This window comes from Oribacterium sp. WCC10 (assembly GCF_900113415.1).
Taxonomy (GTDB): Bacteria; Bacillota; Clostridia; order Lachnospirales; family Lachnospiraceae; genus Oribacterium.
This window is the reverse complement of record NZ_FOPH01000003.1, coordinates 137,195-162,503: the sequence shown is the minus strand read 5'-3', so window position 1 is coordinate 162,503 and position 25,309 is coordinate 137,195. Positions and strand designations below refer to the sequence as shown.

Here is a 25,309-nt window from a genome sequence, read left to right as displayed (position 1 = left end):
GGAAAACAAAAATGAAAAGACAAGTAGCAGGATTTTTGGCAGCAGCGACCGCTGTATCACTTTTGGCTGGATGCAGCACAACCAATGAAGTACCATCAGCTTCAACTGCAGGCAGCGGAACACAGGCAGCATCTGCAGGAAACGGCAGCGGTGTTCAGCTACGTTTTTCCTGGTGGGGCAATGATGACCGCCATCAGGCTACACAGAAGGCTATCGATAGCTTTAACTCTACAAATACATCCGGCATAACAGTCAGCGGAGAGCCTTCAGGATTTGATAACCTGCAAGAGACATTTGCAACACGTTATGTAGGCGGTACCAATGCTGAAGTTATGACACTCAACTTCGACTGGCTGGCTACTTTCGGTTCAAAGGGCGACGGATTCCTTGACTTAAGCACCATCAAGGATACATTTGATTTTTCACAGTACGATGAAAACTTCCTTAAGACAGGTATGATGAACGGTGTTCAGGAAGCTATCCCATACGGACAGAATACCATGGGATTCTATCTTAACAAGACAGCATTTGAAAGATATGGCATAACAGAACTTCCGAAAACATTTGAAGATTATGAAAAGGATGCAGCTATCGTAACTGCCAAGGATCCTGATAATTACCTTCTCGTAAGTCCTACCATCCGTTTTGCCGCAACATATTATCTCCAGCAGAAGACAGGCAAAGCCGAATTCAATGATGATTACACCATGAACTGGACAGCAGAAGATTATACAGATGCAGTTAAATGGTACAAGGATATGGCTGATAAACATGTTTTCTGCTCAAGAGAAGACTATGTAGAAAATGTAGGAAACGATCCTGTATCTGTAGCCCAGAATGAAAAGTTCCTTAATGCAGGTTACCTCGGTGTTATGGAGTGGACCGGCGGTGTAGCATCCAATGAAGCAACATTAAAGGAAAAAGGTGATACTCTTGTCATCGCAGAACTCCCGACAATCGATGGTGCTAAGTTCAAGGGCACTATGGCTAAGCCTTCACTTCTTATGGCAATTGACAAGAATTGCAAGAATACAAAAGAAGCAGCAGAGTTCCTTCAGTATATTCTGAATGATCCTGAAGGAGTAAAGATCATGGGTACAAAGAGAGGAATGGTTGCTTCCAAGGCAGCACAGAAGACTCTTGAAGAAGATGGTCAGATCACAGGAATCGTAAAAGAAGCTTATGATTTCACAGCAAAAGCAGATGTCATCAATGAGGTAGCATTCTTTGAATCTGCAGATTTCAACAACGCTTACCAGCAGAATTACGAGCAGTTTGAGTATGGTCAGATTTCAGCAGAAGAGTGCGGTCAGGCAATATATGATGCAAATGTGTCAGCGCTTGATTCTCTTAAGGCTCAGAACCAGTAATTATCATATAACACAACTCGCGTCACATCTTTGCTAAATGCAGGGTTAAACAACCTTCTATACTCCCGGCTCTTACTTAAATAAATACAATAGAGCCGGGAATATAAAAATTAAACTTTAAACGGGTTGATGTTCCCAATCTCAGGAGAATACCTATGAACAAGAGTAAAGTCGGCCTTTTATACATCCTTCCATGGTTGATCGGATTTATATTTCTGACAGCCTATCCATTCTTAAATGCTTTGGCAACAAGCTTTACCGATTATAATCTCATCGGTTCAGCCCACTTTGTCGGCATCGAAAACTATCTTACTCTTTTTGAAAAAAAAGATTTCATGAAAACTCTTAGCAACACATTTGTGTATACACTCTTAACCGTTCCTCTTCAGCTTGCTTTCTCACTTTTGGTTGCTTTTATTTTGAATTTCGAATTGAAAGGTATCCGTTTTTACAGAACGGCTTATTATATTCCTTCAATCCTTGGAGGTAACGTAGCGGTTGCAGTCCTTTGGAGATTTATGTTCCAGCAGAATGGTGTCGTAAACTTCATTCTCAGCCGTTTCGGAATAGCTCCCATCGGCTGGTTTTCCAGACCTGCCGGAGCAATGACCATCATTATCCTTTTGAAGATTTGGCAGTTTGGTTCTTCAATGCTGATATTCCTTGCGGCATTAAAGAATGTTCCCAAGGAACTCTATGAAGCGGCAGATGTGGATGGTGCAAAAAAATTCCGTCAGTTCTTTACTATTACCATTCCACTTATAACACCAACTATTTTCTTCAATCTGGTAATGCAGCTTAATAATGCATTTCAGGAATTTAACGGTCCATACCTTGTAACAGGAAACGGTCCGTTAAATGCAACCTATATGACTTCAATGTTCATTTACGATAATGCTTTTAAATACTACAAGATGGGTTATGCAAGTGCTGCCAGCTGGGTTCTGTTTAGCATTATTGTTTTGATTACACTTGTTCTGTTCTATACACAAAATAAGTGGGTATTCTATTCAGATGAGGGTTAATGAGATGAGAACAGTACAGATGAGAGCCAGAGAGATGAGTACAGTTAAAAACAGAACTATATCCAGAGAACAGCGTAGATACAGAAATGCACAGATCAGTAAAGCCATCCGATACATCGTTCTGACGGCCGGAGCATTCATCATGATCTATCCGATATTATGGCTCATCGGTGGTACATTTAAGGATAACAGTGAGATATTTACATCCATCAATTTCATTCCGTCTCACATAGATTTTAAAGCCTACGCAGATGGATGGCATACAAGAACTCAATATAATTTCGGTCAATACTATCTTAATACCTTTAAGTATGTAATCCCGAAGATTTTCTTCACAATTGCATCAAGTACTCTGGTGGCATACGGATTTGCAAGATTCGAATTTCCTTTCAAAAAGATTCTTTTTGCACTGTTCATGTCAACACTGTTTTTACCTCAGGTAGTCATCAGAATCCCTCTGTATCTCATGTGGAAGAAGTTCGGTCTCCTTGATACCTATGTTCCGCTGATTGCAACATCTGTATTTGCCAATGAGCCGTTCTTTGTGTTCATGATCATTCAGTTCCTGAGATCCACACCAACATATCTTGATGAAGCTGCAACACTTGACGGATGCAATTCATTCCAGCGTCTGATCTTCATCATCCTTCCGGTACTGAAACCTACTATCATAAGCTGTTTTATTTTCCAGTTTATCTGGAGTTTCAATGACTTCCTCGGACCGCTTATCTACATCACAAGTCTTGCAAAATATCCGGTATCCCTGGCGCTCAAAATGTCTGTAGATACATCAAGCGGTGTAGTAGCATGGAATCAGATTCTGGCAATGTCTTTCATTGCACTTCTGCCGGCTATCATTCTCTACTTTGTTGCACAGAAATATTTCACAGAAGGAATCGCTGCTTCCGGTGTAAAGGGTTAATAACAATATGAATGTCTACAATTACAGCAATCTCGTTCCTGAGGTACATTACTTTATTCACAGAAAATGTACTCCGGAATGGTGTATCACACCGATGACCATCCCTTTTACAGATTTCACATATGTTGTAAAAGGTGCAGCGGTCTATCACATCAACGACAAGACCTATATAGCAAAAGCAGGAGATATAATCTACATTCCCAAAGGATCCAGACGACAAGCCGAGTGCGTCGCTGATGATCTGATGGAATGCTATGCTGTAAATCTGATGTTTAAAGATACCGAAGGCCAGGATGTCAAGCTTCCGCTTGATACCATTACAAATATTCGTCAGCAGCCTAAGGTTCTGGAAATTCTTCATGAACTTGAGGAAGTATGGACAGCGAGAGAATCAGGATATCAGTTAAAAGCCCGCGGACTTGCATGTCTTTATGTGGCAGAGGTAATGTCTGTTTATGAAAAAAGGCTTTGTGAACAGGCCGATCCCCGTATCACAGAAACCATCAAATATATGAAACAGCATTATAAAGAGCCGCTGACCATTACAGGTGCTGCAGAGCACTATGGACTTCATCCGAACTACTATGGAAATATATTCAAAAAAATCACCGGTGTAAGTTTCAATCAAAAGCTCATGGAGATCCGTCTTGAAATGGCCAAGAATATGCTTTACAGCGGAGAATATAATGTATCAAAGGTTGCGGCAGAATGCGGGTTTTCCGATATTTACTATTTCAGCAAAGTATTTAAGAAATCTGTAGGTGTGAACCCGTCCATTCTGATTCCGGGCTGGACGGAAGCTGTGTAAGCTATTACGAAAATAATCACTAATCTATGAATACTAACGTAAGAAAGAGGCACTAGAATGACATATTATGTTTCACAGGAAGCATATCGCAGTGGTGACGGTACAAAAGAACGTCCCTTCAAGAAAATATCCGAAGCTGCGAAAGTAGCAAAACCCGGTGATGAAGTTATCGTCGCACCGGGAGTTTACAGAGAATATGTGGATCCTGCCAATGCAGGTACACCTGAAGCACGAATCACCTATCGTTCGGAAAAGAAGGGCGAAGCAGTGATAACCGGTGCTGAAAAGCTCACGGGATGGAAGCTTTTCGAGGGAAATACATACGTAACCCGTGTAGGAAACGGTATTTTCGGTAACTATAATCCCTATACCACGATGGTAAAGGGAGACTGGTATTTTGCAGAACTTCCTGTACACACCGGCGAAGTATATGTAGATGGCGTGCAGCTCTATGAAGTGATGAAAAAGGAAGAGGTTCTGAACCCTGAACCCGCACCTATGTCATGGGAGCCTAAGGAGGTTTCTGTACGTAAATGGTACACTGAACAGGATGGTTCGGATACCCTGATCTATGTCAATATCGGCAGTGATCCGGATAAACACAATATGGAGTTTAATGTCAGGAGAAACTGCTTCTATCCTTCCAAAGAGGGAGTCGGTTACATCACCGTATCCGGTTTCACAATCAAACAGGCAGCAACAACCTGGGCACCACCTACCGCATATCAGGATGGAATGATCGGTCCGCACTGGTCAAAAGGCTGGATCATAGAAGACTGTGAGATAAGTGATTCCCGTTGTTCAGGTATAAGTCTCGGAAAGTATCTCCAGCCGGAAAATGACAACAAGTGGACACGATTCGGACTGAAGGACGGTACTCAGACACAACGTGACAATGTAATGCAGGCTATCAATGAAGGCTGGTCTAAAGAGACTGTAGGTTCTCATATCATCCGCCGCTGTCACATCCATCATTGCGGACAGACCGGTATCGTCGGACACATGGGCGGCGCATTCTCAATAATCGAAGACAATCATATCCATAACATTAACAACAAGCAGGATCTTGCAGGGGCAGAGATCGGCGGCATCAAGATGCATGCTGCGATCGATGTAATATTCAGAAGAAACCATATCCATCACTGTACAAGAGGTATGTGGCTTGACTGGCAGGCACAGGGAACACGCGTATCACAGAATCTGTTCCATGACAATACACCGCCTAAGGGTATCAAAATCACAAGTCTTCTGGGACTTGGAGAGGATATCTGGGTTGAGGTTTCACACGGACCTACACTTCTTGATAATAACCTGTTCCTTTCACCTTTGTCCATGCGAATCAGTGCCCAGGGTATCGCCTGTGTACACAACCTGATCTGCGGAGCCATCACCTGGGTTGATGCCGGAGTAGAAAACGGAGGTGCATACCTTCCTACACCGAGATACACTCCATACCATGTACCTCACAAGACTGATGTGGCAGGCTTTATGACCTTCAACCACGGTGACATGCGATTCTACAATAACATTTTCATTCAGCAGGATATCCTCAAGGATTATAGGGACTACGCAAAGGACACAAATACAGAAAAGGAATATAATTTCGTTTGCGGTCTTTCTGTCTACAACGGTTATCCAACAACAGAAGAGTACCTGAAGAATTTCGGTCCATGGAAGTTTTCCGATGAAGGTGCCAAGGATAAATATTATGAGCACTTCCCTGTTGATGCCGCAGGAAATCTGTACTTCAACGGTGCAAAAAATGGCGACATGGAGACAGATGCTTATGTCGACGATAAGAACAAAGTTACTCTTTCTTTAAGCGGAGATGATAACCCGGTACTTGAAACCAATCTCTATGAAATACTTCCGGATAAAACAGAAAGAACTGTTTCGACCGCTGTTTTGGGTAAAGCATTTGAGCCTGAGATGTGTTTTGAAAATCCTGACGGCAGCGAGATCATCTTCAATGAAGACTACTTCGGAGACCATAGAGAGGCCAGTCCTATCGCCGGACCTTTTACAAACGGGGATCAGTTAAAGAAACAGCTCTTTGCCATTTAATGACGTGAGTGTCAAAAGTGTTTTGTAGTGAAAGAATAGGTTAAATGTATGTATTATATCGGAATTGATCTTGGAACCTCAGCTGTAAAGCTTCTTTTGATGAGGGAAGACGGCAGGATACAGAATGTGGTTTCAAGAGAATATGAACTTTCATTTCCTCATCCCGGCTGGAGTGAGCAGAATCCTGAAGACTGGTACAGACAGACTCTAAGCGGATTAAAAGATCTCATCTCAGTGGTGGATGCAAAAGAAATCAGCGGCATAGGTTTCGGAGGTCAGATGCACGGGCTTGTGGCACTGGATGAGAATGATAATGTCATCAGGCCTGCCATTCTCTGGAATGATGGCAGAACAGAAGAAGAGGTAAAGTACCTTAATGAACAAATTGGTAAGAAAGTAGTTTCAGGGTACACCGGAAATATCGCTTTTGCAGGATTCACAGCACCTAAGATTCTTTGGATGAAAAAGAACGAGCCTGATCTTTTTGCAAGAATAAAAAAGATAATGCTTCCAAAGGATTATCTGGCATACCGCCTGTCGGGAAGTTTCTGCACAGATTATTCCGATGCATCGGGAATGCTTCTTCTGGATGTAAAGAACAAGTGCTGGTCATCTGAGATGCTGAAGATTTGCGGAATCACAGAGAATATGCTGCCAAAGCTTTACGAAAGCTATGAAGCAGTTGGTTACCTGAAGCCGGAAATCGCAGATAGTTTTTCAATGAAACATAATGTAGTGATCGCAGCCGGTGCCGGAGACAATGCAGCTGCTGCGGTTGGTACCGGTACTGTAGGAAAGAACAAATGTAATATTTCCCTCGGTACAAGCGGAACCATCTTTATCACTTCGGACAGTTTCCGTGTTGATACCAACAATGCTCTTCATGCTTTTGCTCATGCAGACGGCAGATTCCACCTCATGGGATGTATGCTTTCTGCGGCATCCTGCAACAAATGGTGGATGGATAACATCCTTTTGACCGACCGCTATAAAGAAGAGCAGGAAGGTATTAAAACACTCGGAGAAAATCATGTTTACTTTCTACCGTATCTCATGGGAGAGCGCAGTCCATGGAACGATCCAAAGGCCAGAGGCGCGTTTATCGGCATGAATCTTAATACATCGAGAGCTGAAATGACACAGGCAGTTCTTGAAGGTGTAGCATTTGCCACAAGAGATATGTATGAAGCGGCCAGATCTGCCGGTGTAAGCCTTGAACGTTCCATGATCTGCGGCGGAGGTGCAAAGAGTCCTTTATGGCAGAAGATGATCGCCAATATCCTGAACATTTCCATTGATATCCCGTCCTGTGAGGAAGGACCGGGAATGGGAGGAGCGATGCTTGCCATGGTTGCAGACCATAGGTATAACTCTGTAGAAGAAGCTGCAGAAGCCATCGTGTCTGTGAAGAGTACATGTGAACCTGAACCTCTGCTGGTGGAGAAGTATGAAGAAAGATATCAGAGTTTCCGTAAACTGTATCCGACATTGAAGGATGTCTATGGGGAGCTATGAGATTCACCCCTGATTCAGAGTATAGAATAGTATAAAGTTATTTTACGTGACAATGAACACTGATAATGAGTTAAAAAATCGATGAATGGAAAAGGATTTTGACATTCATACAGAAATATATGCCGCTATATGAATGGCGACAGAATGGAGATCAATTATGAGTTTTGCAAATATTCCTGAAGTTAAAGTCGGAATTGTTGCGGTAAGCCGTGACTGCTTCCCTGAGAGTCTTTCCGTAGAGCGCCGTAAGGCTCTGGTTGCTGCATACACCACAAAGTATGACAAGAAAGATATATATGAATGCCCTGTATGTATCGTTGAGAGTGAGATACAGATGGTTGAGGCACTTGATGATATCAAAAATGCCGGCTGTAACGCCCTTTGCGTATATCTCGGAAATTTCGGTCCTGAAATCTCTGAAACACTACTTGCTAAACATTTCCAGGGACCCAAGGTATTTCTTGCAGCTGCAGAAGAAACACAGGATTCATTGCTTGATGGAAGAGGTGATGCTTACTGCGGACTTTTGAACGCAAGCTATAACTTAAGACTTAGAAACGTAAAGGCATTTATCCCTGAAAATCCTGTTGGAGATGCAGAAGATCTTGCAGACGAACTCCATAAGTTCATACCTGTCGCCAAGGCCATGATCGGACTTTCAGATCTTAAGATCATTTCATTCGGTCCACGTCCTCAGAATTTCCTTGCTTGTAATGCACCAATCAAGCAACTCTATAATCTTGGTGTTGAGATCGAAGAGAACTCAGAGCTTGATCTCTTTGAAGCATTCAATAAGCATGAATCTAACGAAAGAATCGACGAAGTTGTAAAGGATATGGAGAAAGAACTAGGCACAGGAAACAAGAAGCCTGAAATTCTCCGCAAGCTTGCGCAGTATGAGCTTACACTTCTTGACTGGATAGACACTCATAGAGGCTATCGCAAGTATGTAGCCATTGCCGGTAAATGCTGGCCTGCATTCCAGACACAGTTCGGTTTTGTTCCATGCTATGTCAACAGCCGTCTCACAGGACGAGGTATTCCCGTAAGCTGTGAGGTTGATATCTACGGTGCTCTTTCAGAGTTCATCGGAACATGCATTAGTGATGATGTTGTAACCCTTCTTGATATAAACAACTCGGTACCAAAGGATATGTACAGAGAATCAATTGAAGGTAAGTTTAATTATAAGCACAGTGACACATTCATGGGATTCCATTGCGGCAATACATGTTCTAAGAAGATGTCTTCCTGTGAGATGAGAAACCAGAAGATCATGGCACGTTCTCTTCCGGAAGAGGTTACAAACGGCACACTTGAAGGTGATATAGCTCCTGGTGAGATCACATTCTATCGTCTCCAGAGCACTTCTGACGGACTGCTCCGTGCGTATGTTGCAGAAGGTGAGATTCTTCCTGTCGCAACACGCTCCTTTGGAAGCATAGCTGTATTTGCAATACCTGAGATGGGAAGATTCTATCGCCACGTACTTATCGAGAAGAACTATCCTCACCACGGTGCGGTAGCATTCGGACACTATGGAAGCGCTCTTTATGACCTCTTCAAGTACATAGGTGTTCCTGTTCAGGACCTGGACTACAATCATCCTGCATCATTACCATATCCAACAGAAAATCCATTCAAATAAGTTAAGTATGCCGCACACAAACTAATGTAAGTGTGCATATAGCAGGAATCCTTACATCATTACATTTCAAAGAAGAAAGAGAGACATATGGAAACGATAGATTTACAGAGGATGGCAGTCAATGTCAGAAAAGGTATCGTATCTTCAGTACACAGTGCCAAAGCAGGTCATCCGGGCGGATCACTTTCAGCGGCAGAGATATTTACATATCTTTATTTTGAAGAAATGAATATCGATCCCAAAAATCCAAAAGATATGAACCGTGATCGTTTTGTCCTTTCAAAGGGACATACAGCACCAGGATACTATTCAGCTCTTGCCAACAGAGGTTATTTCCCTACAGAGGATCTTCTCACACTTCGTCATCTTGGAAGTTATCTTCAGGGACATCCTGATATGAAACATATACCGGGCGTGGATATGTCATCAGGATCTCTCGGTCAGGGAGTATCGGCTGCTGTAGGTATGGCTCTGGCCGGAAAGCTTTCCAACAGAGATTATCGGGTTTATACATTAACAGGAGACGGAGAGATACAGGAAGGCCAGATCTGGGAAGCCGCCATGTTTGCGGGCCACAGGAAACTGGATAATCTCGTTGTAATCGTTGACAACAACAATCTTCAGATAGATGGTGAAATTGGTGATGTATGTTCTCCATATCCAATAGATGAAAAATTCAGAGCGTTCAATTTCCATGTAATAAATGTTGAAGACGGTAATGATTTTGACCAGCTTCGTGCAGCATTTAAGGAAGCAAGGGAAACAAAGGGTATGCCAACGGCTATAGTGGCAAAAACCGTAAAGGGCAAAGGAGTTTCCTACATGGAGAATCAGGCCGGATGGCACGGAAAAGCCCCTAATGATGAAGAATTCAGGATTGCCATGGAAGAACTTGAGAAAGCAGGTGAAGCCTTATGTCAGAAGTAAAAAAGATCGCTACCAGAGACAGTTACGGAAATGCATTGGTGGAACTTGGAAAGAAGCATGATAATCTGATCGTTTTCGATGCGGATCTTGCTGCTGCAACAAAAACAGGAACATTTAAGAAGGCATTTCCTGATCGTCATATCGACTGTGGTATCGCAGAATGCAACATGACAGGACTCGCTGCAGGACTGTCAACATGCGGATTTGTACCCTTTGTAAGTTCTTTTGCAATGTTTGCAGCCGGACGTGCTTTTGAACAGGTAAGAAATTCTATCGGCTATCCGAAACTGAATGTTAAAATAGGGGCAACACATGCAGGAATTTCTGTAGGAGAAGACGGAGCTACTCATCAGTGTAATGAAGATATTGCTCTGATGCGCACCATACCCGGAATGACGATCATCAATCCATCCGATGACATAGAAGCAAAGGCAGCTGTATTTGCAGCATACGAGCATGAAGGACCTGTATATCTTCGTTTCGGACGTCTGGCTGTTCCTGTGATCAATGACAATCCGGATTATAAATTCGAGATTGGCAAAGGCGTCGTCCTTCGTGAAGGAAAAGACTGTACCATATTTGCCACAGGGCTTGAGGTTTCTGAAGCATTAACGGCAGCTGAAATCCTTTCCAAAGAGAACATAGATGCACAGGTCATAAATATCCATACCATCAAACCTCTTGATGAGGAGCTTGTGCTATCTGCAGCTTCAAAGACAGGAAAGGTATTTACCGTGGAAGAGCATTCCGTAATCGGAGGTCTTGGTTCTGCGGTAGCGGATCTTCTCTCGGAAAGATGCCCTGTTATGGTCAGGAAGATAGGAATGCAGGATGTATTTGGAGAATCCGGACCCGCAAAGGATCTGCTTCACAAATATCGACTTGACTCAGTTGGTATAGCAGAACAGATAAAGGAAGCATTTAAGTAAGCAGAAAACGTTTATTTCCATCAGGTTTTTCAGGATTCGTCCATTATAAGGACGAATCCTTATTTATAGGAGTATGCATATGCAAAAAGAAAAAATCGTACTGTCTTCCGGCCGGAAGACAGAAAAGATAATCCTTAAGGGTTCAGGCATAACTGTCAGCCTGTTAAGCCTTGGAGCAACTGTAGAAGACATTGTTTTTAATGAAGGAGAAAAGGAGCGTCACCTTACACTTGGCTATGAAGATACTTCTTTGTATGAAACAAATCCCTATTATCTTGGTGCCTGTGTGGCACGTGTGGGAAACCGAATCGGCGGAGCGCGTTTTACATTAAACGGAAAAACTTATGAACTTGAGAAAAATGATGGCAACAATAATCTTCACAGCGGTAAAAACTGTCTTTGTTTCCGTGAATGGGCAGTAAGCGAACTGACAGATAACAGTGTTACTTTCATTATCACAAGTCCTGACGGAGATATGGGTTTCCCGGGAGAGATGCAGCTTGGTGTTACTTATACGGTAACCCCGGACAATGCGTTGATCATCGATTATATGTGCAAGTGTAATGAAGATACTATTTTCAATCCTACAAACCATTCCTATTTTCATCTTGGAAACGATACAACAATTCTTTCAGAAAAGTTACGAGTTGATGCAGACTGCTTTACTCCGGGAGGAAAAGAGTCTATTCCGGACGGAACAATCTGCCCTGTTGAGGGTACTCCGATGGATTTCAGAAGTTGCTGCAGAATCGGTAAACGTATTGATTCTGATTTCGATGAGCTTAAATATACCGGAGGATATGATCATAATTACGTATTGAATAGAAATAATTTAAGCGAAAAGTATTCTTCCGAAAAGCTTAATGTATATTTTGCTGCAGAACTTTCTTCTGAGGATACAGGACGTAAAATGGAAGTATATACTTCGCTTCCCGGACTTCAGGTGTATACAGGAAACTTCCTGAAGGGTGATGTTTCCGGACACACAGGTGAGGTGATCCCGCACCGTGGCGGTGTCTGTCTGGAAAGCCAGTATTTCCCGAATGCCATCAATATTCCAACCTTTGAACAGCCTCTGGCAAAAAAGAATGATGTCACAAGAAGCAGAACAGTCTATCATTTTTCCTGAAAACAGGTTAAACGGATTGACTAATCGTTTTTTAGGTGATACGATGTGCAGGCAATTAAATACGACAGTTCATTTGTACCTTCCTGTCGCTAAACAAAACCAGGACTACACATTATGATTCTTTTGACCCTTACATCATCATATCATTTTGATTTTGTAGCTCTGCGTTTGCAGAGCTTTTTTTTATCTAAAAATCACCGATAGGCTAAAGACTAAAAAATCTACATATAGATACGGAGTAAATACATGTTTTATTTGAAATCAGAAGCAAGCTTTGATGCTGCACATTTTTTAAAGGACTACGAAGGAAAATGCAGAAACATTCACGGACACAGATGGAGAGTCGTAGTTGAAATAAAAGGTGACAAATTAAGTGAAGATACCCAGACACGAGGTATGCTTATAGATTTCTCTGATCTCAAAAAGGCTGTAAAGGACATGTGTGATTTCTTCGATCACAGCCTGATATACGAAAAGGATTCATTGAAAGAAGCGACCATTGCTGCGCTTACAGATGAGCATTTCAGACTTAATGAGGTTCCCTTCAGACCTACAGCCGAGTGCTTCTCAAAATATTTCTATGAAACCCTGTCTGATAAAGGTTTTACTGTTCACAGAGTAGAAGTATATGAAACTCCGACAAACTGCGCATGTTATGAGGGATAAGATGAAGGTTGTAGAAAAATTTGTAAGCATTAACGGAGAAAGCACCAGAGCCGGCGAGCTTGCAGTGTTTATCAGATTCAAAGGCTGTAATCTTTCGTGCAGCTACTGTGACACCATGTGGGCAAATGAAAAGAACTGCCCATACACAGAGATGTCGCCGGAAGAGATACTTAACTATGTTCGTGAAACCGGAGTTACAAATGTAACTCTTACAGGTGGTGAGCCATTGCTTCAGGATCAGGTGTCAGAACTCATAGAGCTTCTTCTCGATAATGGAAACCGGGTTGAGATAGAAACCAACGGCAGCATAGATCTCAAACCTTTTATTACAGAAAAAAGACCTGTATTCACTATGGATTACAAACTTCCGGGAAGCCGTTGTGAAAAGTCCATGCTGATCGAAAACTTCAGTCTTCTGGAGGAACAGGATACAGTGAAATTTGTATCCGGAAGCATCGAGGATCTCGATAAGGCAAGAAGCATCATAGAAACCTACGATCTCTGCAGAAAATGTCATACATATATCAGTCCTGTTTTCGGAAGCATCGAGCCTTCGGAAATCGTTGATTACATGATACAGCACAACATGAATGAAGTGAGATTACAGATACAGATGCATAAAGTTATCTGGGATCCTGACAAAAGAGGTGTTTAAATGATAGATAAGAAAGCCATAGAAGAGCATATCAGAGGTATCCTCATTGCTTTAGGTGATGATCCCGAAAGAGAGGGTCTTAAGGATACACCTAAACGTGTTGCCGAAATGTATGAAGAAGTTTTTGAAGGCATGAACTATTCCAATCATGAGATAGCAGAGATGTTTGGCAAGACATTTGAAGCAGAGATGGATGAATCTATCGATACAGACCGTGTGGTTGTCATGAAGGATATAGACATTTTCTCATACTGCGAGCACCATCTTGCCCTTATGTACGATATGAAGGTCAATGTGGCATATCTGCCTAAGGGGAGAGTTATCGGCCTTTCCAAGATCGCCAGAGTCTGTGATATGGTGGGGAGACGCCTTCAGCTTCAGGAAAAGATCGGTAAAGACATCGCTGACATAATCTGCGAAATAACCGGCAGCGAAGATGTTGCGGTAACCATCGAAGGCTACCACAGCTGTGTAACTGCAAGGGGAATCAAGAAGACAAATACAAAGACATTTTCCGCCGAGCTGCGCGGAAGATTCAAGACTGATGCAAGTCTTCAATTCTATATTAAATGATGATGCAAGGGCCAAAAGTCGATATCGGACCGTTTCGTGCTATGCGACGTTTGGAGCACCGTTTCATTGAAAAGTCGTGTTCTTCCCGCATTATGCACTCACGGGTCGTATAAGCGTCCTTAGGCCACTGTCAGACAGGATATGACCCTATAAAGATTTACATCCCTTTAACATATAACGTGAGTGTCAAAAGTATTTGCCACTCACCGATGATGAACATTGCACACATTTGTGTGCATAGAGCAGGAATCCTTACAGATTCCTTTGAAGCGCTCAAAGCCGCGTGGCTCCTTCGATTAAAAATCGAAGGCAGTTGTGCTGCTGAACACTTATACAATACAAGCATTGTATTAGAATTGGAGTTAAAATGAAAGTAATGGTTCTTTCCAGCGGCGGTGTTGATTCAACCACAGCACTTGGCCTTGCTGTAGATAAATACGGAAAGGATAATGTCATCACCCTTTCCGTTTCATACGGACAGAAACACTCAAAAGAGATCGAAGCAGCTGAAGCTGTAGCAAAATTCTACGGAGTTGAGCAGCTTTTCCTTGATCTCAGCACTATATTTCAGTACAGCAACTGCTCACTGCTGAAACATTCAACTGATGATATTCCCGAATCATCATATGCGGAACAGATCAGGGAAACTGAAGGAGAAACTCCTGTAAGTACCTATGTACCATTCAGAAACGGTCTCTTCCTGTCAACTGCTGCAAGTATTGCTCTCAGTAAAGGCTGCAGCATCATATATTACGGTGCGCATGCCGATGACTCTGCCGGTTTTGCATATCCGGACTGTTCACCGGAGTTCAATGAAGCCATGAATAAGGCTATCTGGGAAGGTTCAGGACATCAGCTTAAGATAGAAGCGCCATTTGTTAACATTAATAAAGCTGAAGTTGTAAAGCTGGGACTTTCACTGAAGGTACCTTACGAGCTTACCTGGTCATGCTATGAAGGTGGCGATGAGCCATGCGGAAAGTGCGGAACATGCATTGACAGAGCAGCTGCATTTGCTGCAAACGGAGTAGAAGACCCGGCACTGGCATAACAGAATCATTTAAATGTTGCCGATATCAAATTGCTATAAACGAACGGAGAGAATATGAGAGAGAACGAAGATCTTACACTTCTTGGTAACCAGAACGTAAAATATAAATATGAGTATGACCCGTCAGTGCTTGAAAGTTTCATTAACAAGCATCCTGATAATGACTATTTCGTCAAATTTAATTGTCCTGAATTCACATCTTTATGTCCAATCACAGGTCAGCCTGACTTTGCAACCATCTATATTTCGTATGTTCCGGATCAGAAGATGGTTGAAAGCAAGAGCCTGAAGCTGTATCTTTTCTCCTTCAGAAACCACGGAGATTTCCATGAGGACGTTGTAAATGTCATCATGAAGGACCTTATCAAACTTATGGATCCCAAATACATAGAGGTTTGGGGAAAGTTCCTACCAAGAGGCGGTCTTTCAATTGATCCGTACTGCAATTACGGAAAGAAGGGGACTTCATGGGAAAAGGTTGCCTGGGACAGACTTACTCAGCATGATATGTATCCGGAAAAGATAGACAACCGATAAACATGACGTATGTCAATAATTCTGACTCATAAGGATGATGCACATACAATCCAAACGCCGCTAAAAGCAGCGACGTTTATCGGTCGGCTCATGGTTTAATGTCTAAACATTTTGCGGATATAATTCTCTGATATGAGTGTCTAATGTCGACATAAAATAAAAAACTCTGAAGCAAGCCCCCTTGATAAGGTCTTACTTCAGAGTTTTTTTATGTTAATGCCTTTTATATCAATACTGCTTAAGGTGGATAGCGAAGCCTGCGATCATCTTGTCAAGATAGATGAACATCATGCTTCCATCTTCATTATACTTGGCTGTTTCCTTCTTGAGTCCCATACCTCTCTTCTCAAAGAATGCTGCTGCCTTTGCAACATCATGAGTTCCGATAGCGATATGTCCCTTTTCTCCCGGGCCGTCTTTCTTCATGATCTCAATGAGATCCGATGAAAATATAGAACTGTTGCCTACACGTGGAAGAAATCCCATAAGTGTCTGAAACTCATTAGCGATTCGTAATGCATCTTCCTCGCCATCAGCATTGATACCTACATGAAGAACACAAAGTCCAAGTTCCTTAACTGCATCAAAATCCATTGACATTTCATCTGCCATAATCAGACCTCCTAAGTATTGATATTATTTTATCCTTTAAAGATTCATTTAACGTTTGAAACCGTGCTGTTTCACACATTGAAACAGCACCAAAAGGCCAACGATGTAAACTAGTTTACCACTATATAATTCCATTTGCAAATCCATTAATCGCAAATCATACAAAAATGTGCTATAATCCCCTCGATTTTTGATAAGGAATTAATGTTTTTTAGAATGAAAGATGAGTAGAACCAATGGAAAAATACTTTGACATTAATGAACAGAGTCTCAGCATTCGCTGCAAAATTTACTTTGATAAGGATCCACATGACTTAAAACATATAGTTCTTGCAACCTACGGATTCGGCGGAAACAAGGACAATAAAGCTATAGAAAAATTTGCAGAACGCATAACCACCAAATACAAGGGTTACGGAGTTGTCTGCTTTGATTGGCCATGCCACGGAAAAGATGCACGTAACAAGCTGATACCGGAAGAGTGTCTCCTGTATATGAAACTTGTAACAGAACATATAAAAAATGAGTTACATGCAGAGGATATTTACAATTATTCTTCAAGCTTTGGAGCGTATGTAACTCTTCGTTATCTTCATGAATACGGTAATCCTTTTAAGAAAATTGCCTTCAGATGCCCTGCCATCAGGATGTATGATTCGATGACAGCCCACATCACAGATGATGACTGGACGATTCTTAATAAAGGAAAAGAGATACTTCGTGGCTATGACAGAAAGATAAAGATTTCAAAGGAATTTCTGCAGGATCTTCATGATAATGACGTAAGCTCCTATGACTATATGGATTATGCGGATGACATCATCATGATCCACGGAACTAAGGATGAAATGGCTCCGCTAACTGTAGCAGAAGAGTTTTCCGAGAATAATGTAATCGAACTTATTAAAGTAGAAAATGCGGATCATCCTTTTTCAAATCCAAAATACATGGACTTTGCCATTCAAAAAATTCAGGAGTTTTTTGCTCCCGAGGATTGATTTGAAAATATCTTTTATACTAAAATCAACATCAGTGAGTGGCAATACATTTGACACCCACGTCCTGATATTACACTAAAATTCACACCAGAGGTTTCTATGCGAGCTGAATATACAACTGAACTTATGGATCCGTGCGGATTTGTATTGCTGTCAGATTTTGTTCCACATATCATTCAGGAAATACATTAAAAAGGAGATAAGAAGATGAATGATTTTAAGTTTTACACACCCACAGAAGTTGTTTTCGGAAAAGATGCCGAATCAAAAACCGGTGAAGTAGCTAAGCATTACGGAAAAAAGGCTCTTCTTGTATTTGGAAAAGGCAGTGTTGTAAAGAGTGGCTTACTGGACAGAGTTAAAAAGTCACTGGATGAAGCTGGAGTGGCATATCATGATTTTGGTGGTGCAAAGCCGAATCCCACACTTGCTCATGCAGAAGCCGGAGTTGCGGAAGCTATATCTGCCGGAGCTGACATGGTCATAGCCGTTGGTGGCGGAAGTGCTATAGATACAGCCAAGGCTATCGCTCACGGAACTGCCAATCCAAACGAAAAACTCTGGGATATATGGACAAGAAAGGTACCTCTTGAAAAGTCACTTCCTGTAGGTGCGGTTCTCACTATAGCAGCCGCCGGCAGTGAAATGAGTGATTCCGCTGTTCTGACCAATGAAGAACTCGGTAAAAAAGCAGGAATCAATACAGACTTCAACAGATGTCATTTCGCAGTTATGAATCCCGCCCTTGCTGCAACACTTCCAAAGAATCAGGTTGCCGCAGGCGTTACGGATATCATGATGCATACTATGGAAAGATATTTCATACCTGATATCAAGGCCGATATGACAGATGAAATCGCAGAAGGTCTGCTCCGTACAGTTATAAAGAACGGTGCTATCGTGGTTGCGAATCCTGCTGACTATGATGCAATGTCAGAGATTTTCTGGGCTTCAAGCCTTTCTCACAATAATCTGACTGAATGTGGAAGAGGAAAGGATTTCTCAGTTCATAAGATAGGTCATGCATTGTCAGCAAAGTATGATGTCACTCATGGCGCTTCACTTTCTGCTGTATGGGGTTCATGGGCAAGAACTCTTTATATGGATGCTGTACCGCGTTTTGCAGGATTTGCAAGAAAGGTATGGGGGATTTCAGAAACTGACGATGAAAAGGCTGCTATTGCAGGAATAGAGAAAACCGAAAACTTCTTTAAGTCTATCGGTATGCCTGTAAGTCTCAAAGAACTCGGAGTCAATCCAACTGATGAAGATATACGAGAACTTTCACTGGATGCCACCATGCAGGATACTGTAAAGCTTTCACGTATCAGACCGCTTTCAGCCGCGGATATTGAGAAAATTTACAGGGCAGCACTGTAATTCCTTCATATAAATTCTTATACTACTTTGATTTTTGTTCGATATAGTGTAAGTACGGGAGTATTTTCTCTTGTACTTACACTGTTTTTATGTATTCGGATTCTATCAAAACAATGATATTACTTTATGAAAAAAAGAGACCACTTCCTTAATATAATCCGATATTTTTTTGTGGCAATGGGAATTTCATGCTTCATTGCGTCTCTTTTTGTGTTTTCATATCATTTTCAAAAAGAAAATCACTCACCTATCGAAAGACCTAAGATGGTTGATCACAAGGTTCTGTTCCTTTCTTCCTATGACCCGCTATATTTTACGTATCGTGACCAGATAAGAGGACTCGAAGAGGTATTGTTCTCTAACGGAATAGAATTTGATGCAACATTCATGGATGCCAAATATTACCACACAGAAGAAGACATCCGTGATTTTTACGAATTCTTCAAAAAAAGATATTTCAAAAAAATCAATAATTATGAAGCCGTTCTTGTAGGGGATGATGATGCGCTGACTTTCGTTCTTGATCATCAGGAAGAGTTCTTTAAAGGACTTCCTATAGTATTCTTCGGAATCAATAATCTTGAGCTGGCAAATCATGCTCAAAAACAGCCTGATATAACCGGATTTTACGAAGTTGATTATTTCCATAAGACATTGATGTCTGCAATGAAAGCTCTCCCTGACAGAAAAATACTTGTGTCTATCCATGACGAAACCACAACAGGAATGGAAGATATGCAACATTTCTATTCCTTTGCGGATAAATATACAGATTATACCTTTAGAGATATCAATACTTCCACATGCTCAAAAGAAGAACTGATAAACCAATTAAAGGCATTATCTTCAAATACAATACTGTTTTACATGAACTGTTATGACGACCGCAATGATGTAAGACATTCCATGCACGAAACCACCTGCATGATTGTGAATAATACAGATGTTCCTGTTTTCAGAAATTATTCGGGCGGACGAGACTATGGTGTTTTGGGTGGAACATATATGGATTTTACCGCTCAAACCAGAAGTGCCGCTGAGATAATTGTAGAAGTATTAAATAACGGTTCAGACATTTCTTCATATAAACTATCTTTTGATACTCCTCCAATAACAGAATACAGTTATCCGATTTTAAAGAAATATGGCATTAAGGAAAATTTGCTACCTGAAGATACACGCTATGTAAACAAACCAGTCAGTGTATTTGAGCTTTACAGAAGGATGCTTCCGTTGGCAGTACTTATGACTGTAGCACTCATTTCCTGTATAGCTGCTTTGGCGGCAACTCTTATCAAGGAAAAAGCCCAAATCAAAGCACTTATTGCATCCAAAGCAGAGATTCTTGATTCCCAGAAAAAGATCATTTATCAGGCAAAGTATGATGACTTGCTGGGTCTGTATAACAGGCGAACCATAGTTGATTACCTGAATGATAATCTGTCTCTGGATGACAAATATTCCGTTGTCATGGTAGATATAGACGGTTTTAAAGATATCAACGAAAACTACGGGCACGACACCGGAGATAAAATACTCCAAAAAATATCCGAAGAAATCAAACAATATGCATATAAAGCGCATATGTCTATTGGACGTTACGGCGGAGATGAATTTTTGCTGCTTTTGAAAGGTCACTGGCTTGACGAAAAGGATATGATCGTAAAAGGACTGGCATCTTTGTTTGATAAACCTTTCTGCACTGAGACTGTCAATGTTGTTATGTCTGCAAGTATAGGTATTTCCAATTCGGACGGTGTCACAGCACCGGATCAGCATGTGATTAATGCTGAGATTGCAATGTACGAAGCCAAGGTCCGTGGCAAAAATATGGTATTTATCTATGCCGATGACATGAAGAACAAACTCACTGAAGAGTCAAAGATCAAGGCAGCATTCCTGGAAGCGTTTGAAACAGACGGTTTCTATATAAAGTATCAGCCTAAGGTAAATGCCAAAACCAAAGAGCTCGCCGGCTATGAGGCACTTGTCAGACTTAAATATTCAGATTACGGTCCGGGTGCATTCATTCCTGTAGTAGAAAAAAGCGGATGGACTACGAGGCTTGGACGTCTCATCACAAGACTTGTTATAGCTCAACAGGCAAGCTGGAGAAACAGCGGAAAAAAGATTTATCCTGTTTCTATAAATTTCTCAAGCAGACAGATAAATGATACAGGCTACTGTGACTACCTTCAGTCCTTGTTAAATCACTATGATATTCCGTCAGAATATATTCAGATAGAGATAACAGAAAGCCTTCTTGTGGAGGAGTCACCCAGAACAGAGGAATTGTTTAAACGATTCGCCATAATGGGAATAAAACTTTTGCTTGATGATTTCGGAACCGGATATTCTTCATTGGCATACCTTACCTATGTGCCTGTAGACGATGTCAAGCTTGATAAATCTCTGGTAGATACATTCCTTATCGAAGGAAAGGAAGATTTTATCAAAGATGTTATATTGCTGGTTCATGATATGGGCAAAATAATATCTATAGAAGGTGTTGAACACGAATGGCAATATAATAAGCTTGTGGAGTTAAACGCCGATATCATACAGGGTTATTACTTCTCGAAACCATTAGATCCTGACGAAGCTATTGATTTCAAGGTTTTGTGATATACGAAATAAAAAATATCTATCAGAACGCTGATAGAACATAGTCTATTGGTTTTATTATGGATTGTGCTTCTTGTTCAGGCTAGTTTCAATAAAGAATATGAAGAGGAACCTTAAAGCTATAGAAAACTGCTTATTTATATAGGGTTGATAAAGGATGTGGTTATTAGCCACATCTTTTTTTAGTCTTAGTTTTGCAATGGTAAACGCTCATGTATGCATTAAGTCTTACAATTAAGCATTTACCTTTTCAATTAACGCAGAATTCATGGCAATTCTTAGGGCAGGTGTAGCAATACATCTTGCCCCTGTCTGCATCATCAAGAACTTAACTATTAATAAATAGTTGTCGATAAATTGAAAAGGAAAGGAGACGATATATGAAAAAGAAACTTATAGCATTGATAAGCATTGGTTTTATAGTACTAAATCTGGTATGCTGCAGTTCTCAATTATCAGTGCCCGAAATAACTTTTCCGGCAACGGAGACCGAAACTGATTCTGAGGAGAGCAGAACACAGAAAGAAGCTACCCCGACTACAAGCGCTTTGAGCGGAGATAATCAGGATAATCAGTCATTGGCAGTCAAATGCAACAATGGCACCTTCGTCGGCAAGGAGACAGATGGGCTGATCATCTGGAAGGGCATCCCTTACGCAACTCAACCGGTAGGAAATCTTCGTTGGAAGAAGGCACTTCCTGCCGCAGACGATGACGGCGTGTACGATGCAACAAAGCCCGGCCACATTCCCATTGGACTCAAGAACGATTCGGAGGGAACGGCGGAGTTCGGCGAAGACTGCCTGGTTCTTAACATATATAACAATACTGACTGTGCTGATATCAAGAAGCCGGTCATGGTATGGATTCACGGCGGCGGGTTCTGCGCCGAATCCCAGGCGGCACCCCTCTACGACCTTTCCAACATCGCCAAACAGTGCCCAGACATCCTGTTCGTATCGATTGATTACCGCCTCGGCTTCTTAGGTTTTATGAACTTCGAGCGGGTTCCTGGAGGAGAGAACTTCAAGGAGGCTTGAAATCTTGGCCTTCTTGACCAGCTTGAATCCCTCAGGTGGATACAGAAAAACATATCCGGGTTCAATGGAGATCCGGACAACGTGACGATTTTCGGCGAGTCAGCAGGTTCAGCAAGCGTCACATTCCTCCCGCTAATCGAAGGAAGTGAGGGACTCTTCAAGAGATGCATCGCACAAAGCGCCAACATCGCCTACTGCGACACGATGGAACACGGCATTCATGTAACACAGAGCTTCCTTAGTGTAACGGGTTGTCAGACCATGGACGAACTGATGGAACTCACCACCGAGGAGATTATAGATGCCTATCTGAAAGCAGCTGCCATTGATGGGAACTGCCTTTTGGGAGCTGCCAACTTCCCGCTTCTCGATGGCATCACCCTGCCCGAAGATCGAGCGGTCATGTACGAGATGTGGGGAGACGAGAAGCGGTCCAAGATCGATTTGCTGATTGGGTCTAACCAGGACGAAATCAGATACTTCCTTCCGCTTGAGGGCGGCGAAGAAGCCTTTGCGAATACGCTGAGTTGGATTGCGAAGAGGGATCGCGCGATGCTTAACGATCAGGAGAAGGTCATGTACGACGAGTTCATGAATACACTGGCAAACGAGAGCGAATTAAGCAGGCTGGAGCAATACTGTAATGACATCAACTTCCGCGCCGGCAACACAAATATAGCCATAAGGCATTCTGCCGCCGGCGGCAATACATATATGTATTTTATCAAGAAACCGGTGACAACGCCCTACCTTGGCGTGATGCATGCGGCCGAGCTCCCGTATCTGTTCGACACTCCATCAACGGATCCTATGGGGAGCGGAGAGATCGTAAGTGCCGAGGATTGCGAGTTCCGCCATGTCATAAAGGAGATGTGGACCAATTTCGCACGGACAGGTAACCCATCCACCGATAAATACGAGTGGAAGAAGTTCTCTGGAGACGACCGTCAGACGATGGTCTTCGATGATGACATCGGCATGCAGAAGGATATATTCGGAAGGCGTGAGGACCTGATGATGTCCTGGGCAGAGCGCCTTGGAAACGGCTCATCCAAGAGAGTCTGCTAATGCGGCGTGTAGCCTACACGGCTATTTCCAACATACGTAACCCATCGTTTTTAATATCAGGTTTGGCTTAATGAAAGGAGGCCCTATGAAGGCAGACATAATCATAAGAAACGCAAAAATCTTTACATCGAACACGAAAACTCTGCGGGCTACAGCCCTTGCGGTAAAGGATGGCAAATTTGTTTATGTCGGCAATGATGCCGGTCTTTCGGATTATGAGGGCGAGGTGACGGATCTTGACGGGAAATTCATAATGCCGGGAATCATCGACAGCCATGTCCATGTTACCATGCCCGTCGGATTTGAGTATAAGGATATGGGCGAGTATATCGTGTGTGACAGCAAAAAGGAAGCCCTTGGCTTTATTGCTGATCATATTAAGAACAATCCGGGCAAGGAGAGCTACAATTTCCTTCTGGAGCGTGTTTTTCTGCACGGTGAAGAGATTACAAAGGAAGATCTTGATGCTGTCTGTGCCGACAGTGAGATCATGATCTTAGAGGGTGAGGCACACAGCATATGGGCAAATTCAAAGCTTCTTAAGCGTCATGGCATTACGGATGATATCATCGATCCCGTGCCGGGACTTAGTTACTATGTGCGTAAGGATGGACATATAACAGGAAATATATTTGAAGCGGCTGCGGAAACCCGCTTTCTGATCGATGGTGCGGAAAAACTGACAGATGAACAGATAGATGCCGCCTTAAAGCGTTGGTTCGATTTTTCTGTCAATGCAGGGGTCGTGGGTGTCTTTGATGCCGGTATTCCGGAATGCAATGATTTTCATGAGAGGGTTTACAGACGATTAAAAAAATTTGATGAGGAAGGAGAGCTTCCCGTTTATATAGACGGCTGCTATGTGATCACACAGCCCCGCCAGGTGCCGGAGGCGATAAAAAAGCTTAAGAGCTTTAACAGTGAATTTAATACGAAACACCTTAAGGTGCATACCTTAAAGATTTTCAATGACGGTACCTTAAAGATTGAAACGGCAGCACTTGTGACACCTTATGAAGATACCGGGGACAAGGGAACGGCTGCTTTCAATAAGGATCAGATCGCAGAGCTTCTTATTCAGCTTAATGAGGCAGGACTTGACCTGCACCTGCACACTGTAGGTGAGGGCGCATCCCGTAATGTACTTGACGGTGTGGAGATGGCTAAGAAGGAGCTTGGGGATAAGTACCATGTGAAAGTCACCTGTGCACATCTTGAGATTCAGGATGACGCGGATATTGACCGTTTCGCAAAGTTAGGTGTTAACGCCAATTATACGCCTTGGTGGCATGCGGGAAACATGGGCGGAGATCCTTATAAGACATGGTGTAAGCTGCTTGGCGAGGAGCGTGCGGGTAAGATGTACCGCTGTAAGTCGGTCTGGAAGACCGGTGCCAATGTTACATGGTCCAGCGACGATATCCACTATGGTGATTTTAACAACTGGAGTCCATACCTTGGCATGGAGGTCGGCATGACAAGGTGGATAAACGAGAAGACCAGAGCCGCCGAAACAGACTGGACCGTCAGAGCAAATCCTTCCGCCGATGAGCAAATGAGTATAGAAGAAATGATACTCGGATATACGATAAACGGAGCAAAGCAGCTTGGTATAGAAGACAGCAAGGGCTCTATTGAAAAGGGTAAGGATGCTGATTTCCTTATTTTTGATACTGACCTGCTTACTGCCAAGCATGAGGGCTTCAGCTATAACAAACCGACGGATGTGTATTTTGCGGGAAAGAAAGTAAATTAACAATACGAGGA

20 protein-coding genes and 1 pseudogene are annotated in these 25,309 nt (G+C 42.3%); 20 read left to right on the top strand and 1 reads right to left on the bottom strand.

All coding sequences use genetic code 11. The features are described from left to right. Positions 1-11: 11 nt before the first annotated feature. The 15 genes from BM294_RS03355 (at position 12) to queF (ending at position 15,819) form a co-directional block, all read left to right on the top strand. On the top strand, positions 12-1,370 hold the full coding sequence (locus tag BM294_RS03355) for an ABC transporter substrate-binding protein (protein WP_091204900.1): 1,359 nt from the start codon (positions 12-14) through the stop codon (positions 1,368-1,370). Positions 1,371-1,525: 155 nt separating this feature from the next. Further along, complete coding sequence (locus BM294_RS03350) at positions 1,526-2,395, top strand: carbohydrate ABC transporter permease (protein WP_091204898.1); 870 nt, start codon at positions 1,526-1,528, stop codon at positions 2,393-2,395. A gap of 4 nt (positions 2,396-2,399) precedes the next feature. Then, positions 2,400-3,317 carry a carbohydrate ABC transporter permease gene (locus BM294_RS03345; protein WP_242944404.1) on the top strand — a complete coding sequence of 306 codons (918 nt, stop codon included), beginning with the start codon at positions 2,400-2,402 and terminating at the stop codon, positions 3,315-3,317. A gap of 7 nt (positions 3,318-3,324) precedes the next feature. Further along, complete coding sequence (locus tag BM294_RS03340; protein ID WP_091204896.1) at positions 3,325-4,125, top strand: AraC family transcriptional regulator; 801 nt, start codon at positions 3,325-3,327, stop codon at positions 4,123-4,125. 57 nt (positions 4,126-4,182) lie between these two features. Then, on the top strand, positions 4,183-6,189 hold the full coding sequence (locus BM294_RS03335) for a right-handed parallel beta-helix repeat-containing protein (RefSeq protein WP_091204894.1): 2,007 nt from the start codon (positions 4,183-4,185) through the stop codon (positions 6,187-6,189). Positions 6,190-6,237: 48 nt separating this feature from the next. Further along, positions 6,238-7,704 carry a xylulokinase gene (gene xylB, locus BM294_RS03330; RefSeq protein ID WP_091204892.1) on the top strand — a complete coding sequence of 489 codons (1,467 nt, stop codon included), beginning with the start codon at positions 6,238-6,240 and terminating at the stop codon, positions 7,702-7,704. A 157-nt stretch (positions 7,705-7,861) separates the two neighbouring features. Then, positions 7,862-9,352: an L-fucose/L-arabinose isomerase family protein gene (locus BM294_RS03325; protein WP_091204890.1), complete on the top strand. Its 1,491-nt coding sequence runs from the start codon at positions 7,862-7,864 to the stop codon at positions 9,350-9,352. Between the two features lie 63 nt (positions 9,353-9,415). Next, positions 9,416-10,279, top strand: coding sequence for a transketolase (locus BM294_RS03320; protein WP_255407180.1), 864 nt, complete (start codon positions 9,416-9,418; stop codon positions 10,277-10,279). Beyond that, positions 10,267-11,208 (top strand): transketolase family protein, encoded by a 942-nt coding sequence (locus tag BM294_RS03315; RefSeq protein ID WP_091204887.1) that lies wholly within the window; start codon positions 10,267-10,269, stop codon positions 11,206-11,208. Before BM294_RS03320 ends, BM294_RS03315 begins: the two co-directional genes overlap by 13 nt. Before the next feature lie 79 nt (positions 11,209-11,287). Beyond that, positions 11,288-12,337 (top strand): aldose epimerase family protein, encoded by a 1,050-nt coding sequence (locus BM294_RS03310; protein WP_175494476.1) that lies wholly within the window; start codon positions 11,288-11,290, stop codon positions 12,335-12,337. A 246-nt stretch (positions 12,338-12,583) separates the two neighbouring features. After that, a complete protein-coding gene (queD, locus tag BM294_RS03305) occupies positions 12,584-13,003 on the top strand; it encodes a 6-carboxytetrahydropterin synthase QueD (protein ID WP_091204884.1) in 420 nt (139 codons plus the stop codon). Position 13,004: 1 nt separating this feature from the next. Beyond that, positions 13,005-13,658 (top strand): putative 7-carboxy-7-deazaguanine synthase QueE, encoded by a 654-nt coding sequence (queE, locus tag BM294_RS03300; protein WP_091204883.1) that lies wholly within the window; start codon positions 13,005-13,007, stop codon positions 13,656-13,658. Continuing rightward, positions 13,659-14,231, top strand: a complete 573-nt coding sequence (gene folE / locus BM294_RS03295) for a GTP cyclohydrolase I (protein ID WP_091204881.1) — start codon at positions 13,659-13,661, stop codon at positions 14,229-14,231. 367 nt (positions 14,232-14,598) lie between these two features. Further along, the gene (gene queC, locus BM294_RS03290; RefSeq protein ID WP_091204880.1) at positions 14,599-15,282 is read left to right on the top strand and encodes a 7-cyano-7-deazaguanine synthase QueC; all 684 of its coding nucleotides are present in this window, start codon (positions 14,599-14,601) and stop codon (positions 15,280-15,282) included. Between the two features lie 54 nt (positions 15,283-15,336). Beyond that, positions 15,337-15,819, top strand: coding sequence for a preQ(1) synthase (gene queF, locus BM294_RS03285; protein ID WP_091204878.1), 483 nt, complete (start codon positions 15,337-15,339; stop codon positions 15,817-15,819). A gap of 228 nt (positions 15,820-16,047) precedes the next feature. Here the strand turns inward: queF and BM294_RS03280 are convergent, their stop codons facing one another. Continuing rightward, positions 16,048-16,431 carry a VOC family protein gene (locus tag BM294_RS03280; protein ID WP_242944403.1) on the bottom strand — a complete coding sequence of 128 codons (384 nt, stop codon included), beginning with the start codon at positions 16,429-16,431 and terminating at the stop codon, positions 16,048-16,050. A 236-nt stretch (positions 16,432-16,667) separates the two neighbouring features. On the opposite strand from BM294_RS03280, the gene BM294_RS03275 reads away from it, so the two are divergent. From BM294_RS03275 to BM294_RS03250, 5 genes and pseudogenes are all read left to right on the top strand, one after another. Further along, positions 16,668-17,429 carry an alpha/beta hydrolase family protein gene (locus BM294_RS03275; protein WP_091204876.1) on the top strand — a complete coding sequence of 254 codons (762 nt, stop codon included), beginning with the start codon at positions 16,668-16,670 and terminating at the stop codon, positions 17,427-17,429. A 207-nt stretch (positions 17,430-17,636) separates the two neighbouring features. After that, a complete protein-coding gene (locus tag BM294_RS03270) occupies positions 17,637-18,809 on the top strand; it encodes an iron-containing alcohol dehydrogenase (RefSeq protein WP_091204875.1) in 1,173 nt (390 codons plus the stop codon). A 126-nt stretch (positions 18,810-18,935) separates the two neighbouring features. Next, positions 18,936-21,434 carry a bifunctional diguanylate cyclase/phosphodiesterase gene (locus BM294_RS03265; RefSeq protein ID WP_091204872.1) on the top strand — a complete coding sequence of 833 codons (2,499 nt, stop codon included), beginning with the start codon at positions 18,936-18,938 and terminating at the stop codon, positions 21,432-21,434. 380 nt (positions 21,435-21,814) lie between these two features. After that, a pseudogene (locus BM294_RS16200) lies at positions 21,815-23,542 on the top strand (carboxylesterase/lipase family protein). A gap of 85 nt (positions 23,543-23,627) precedes the next feature. Continuing rightward, positions 23,628-25,298, top strand: coding sequence for an amidohydrolase (locus BM294_RS03250; protein ID WP_175494474.1), 1,671 nt, complete (start codon positions 23,628-23,630; stop codon positions 25,296-25,298). Positions 25,299-25,309 lie beyond the last annotated feature (11 nt).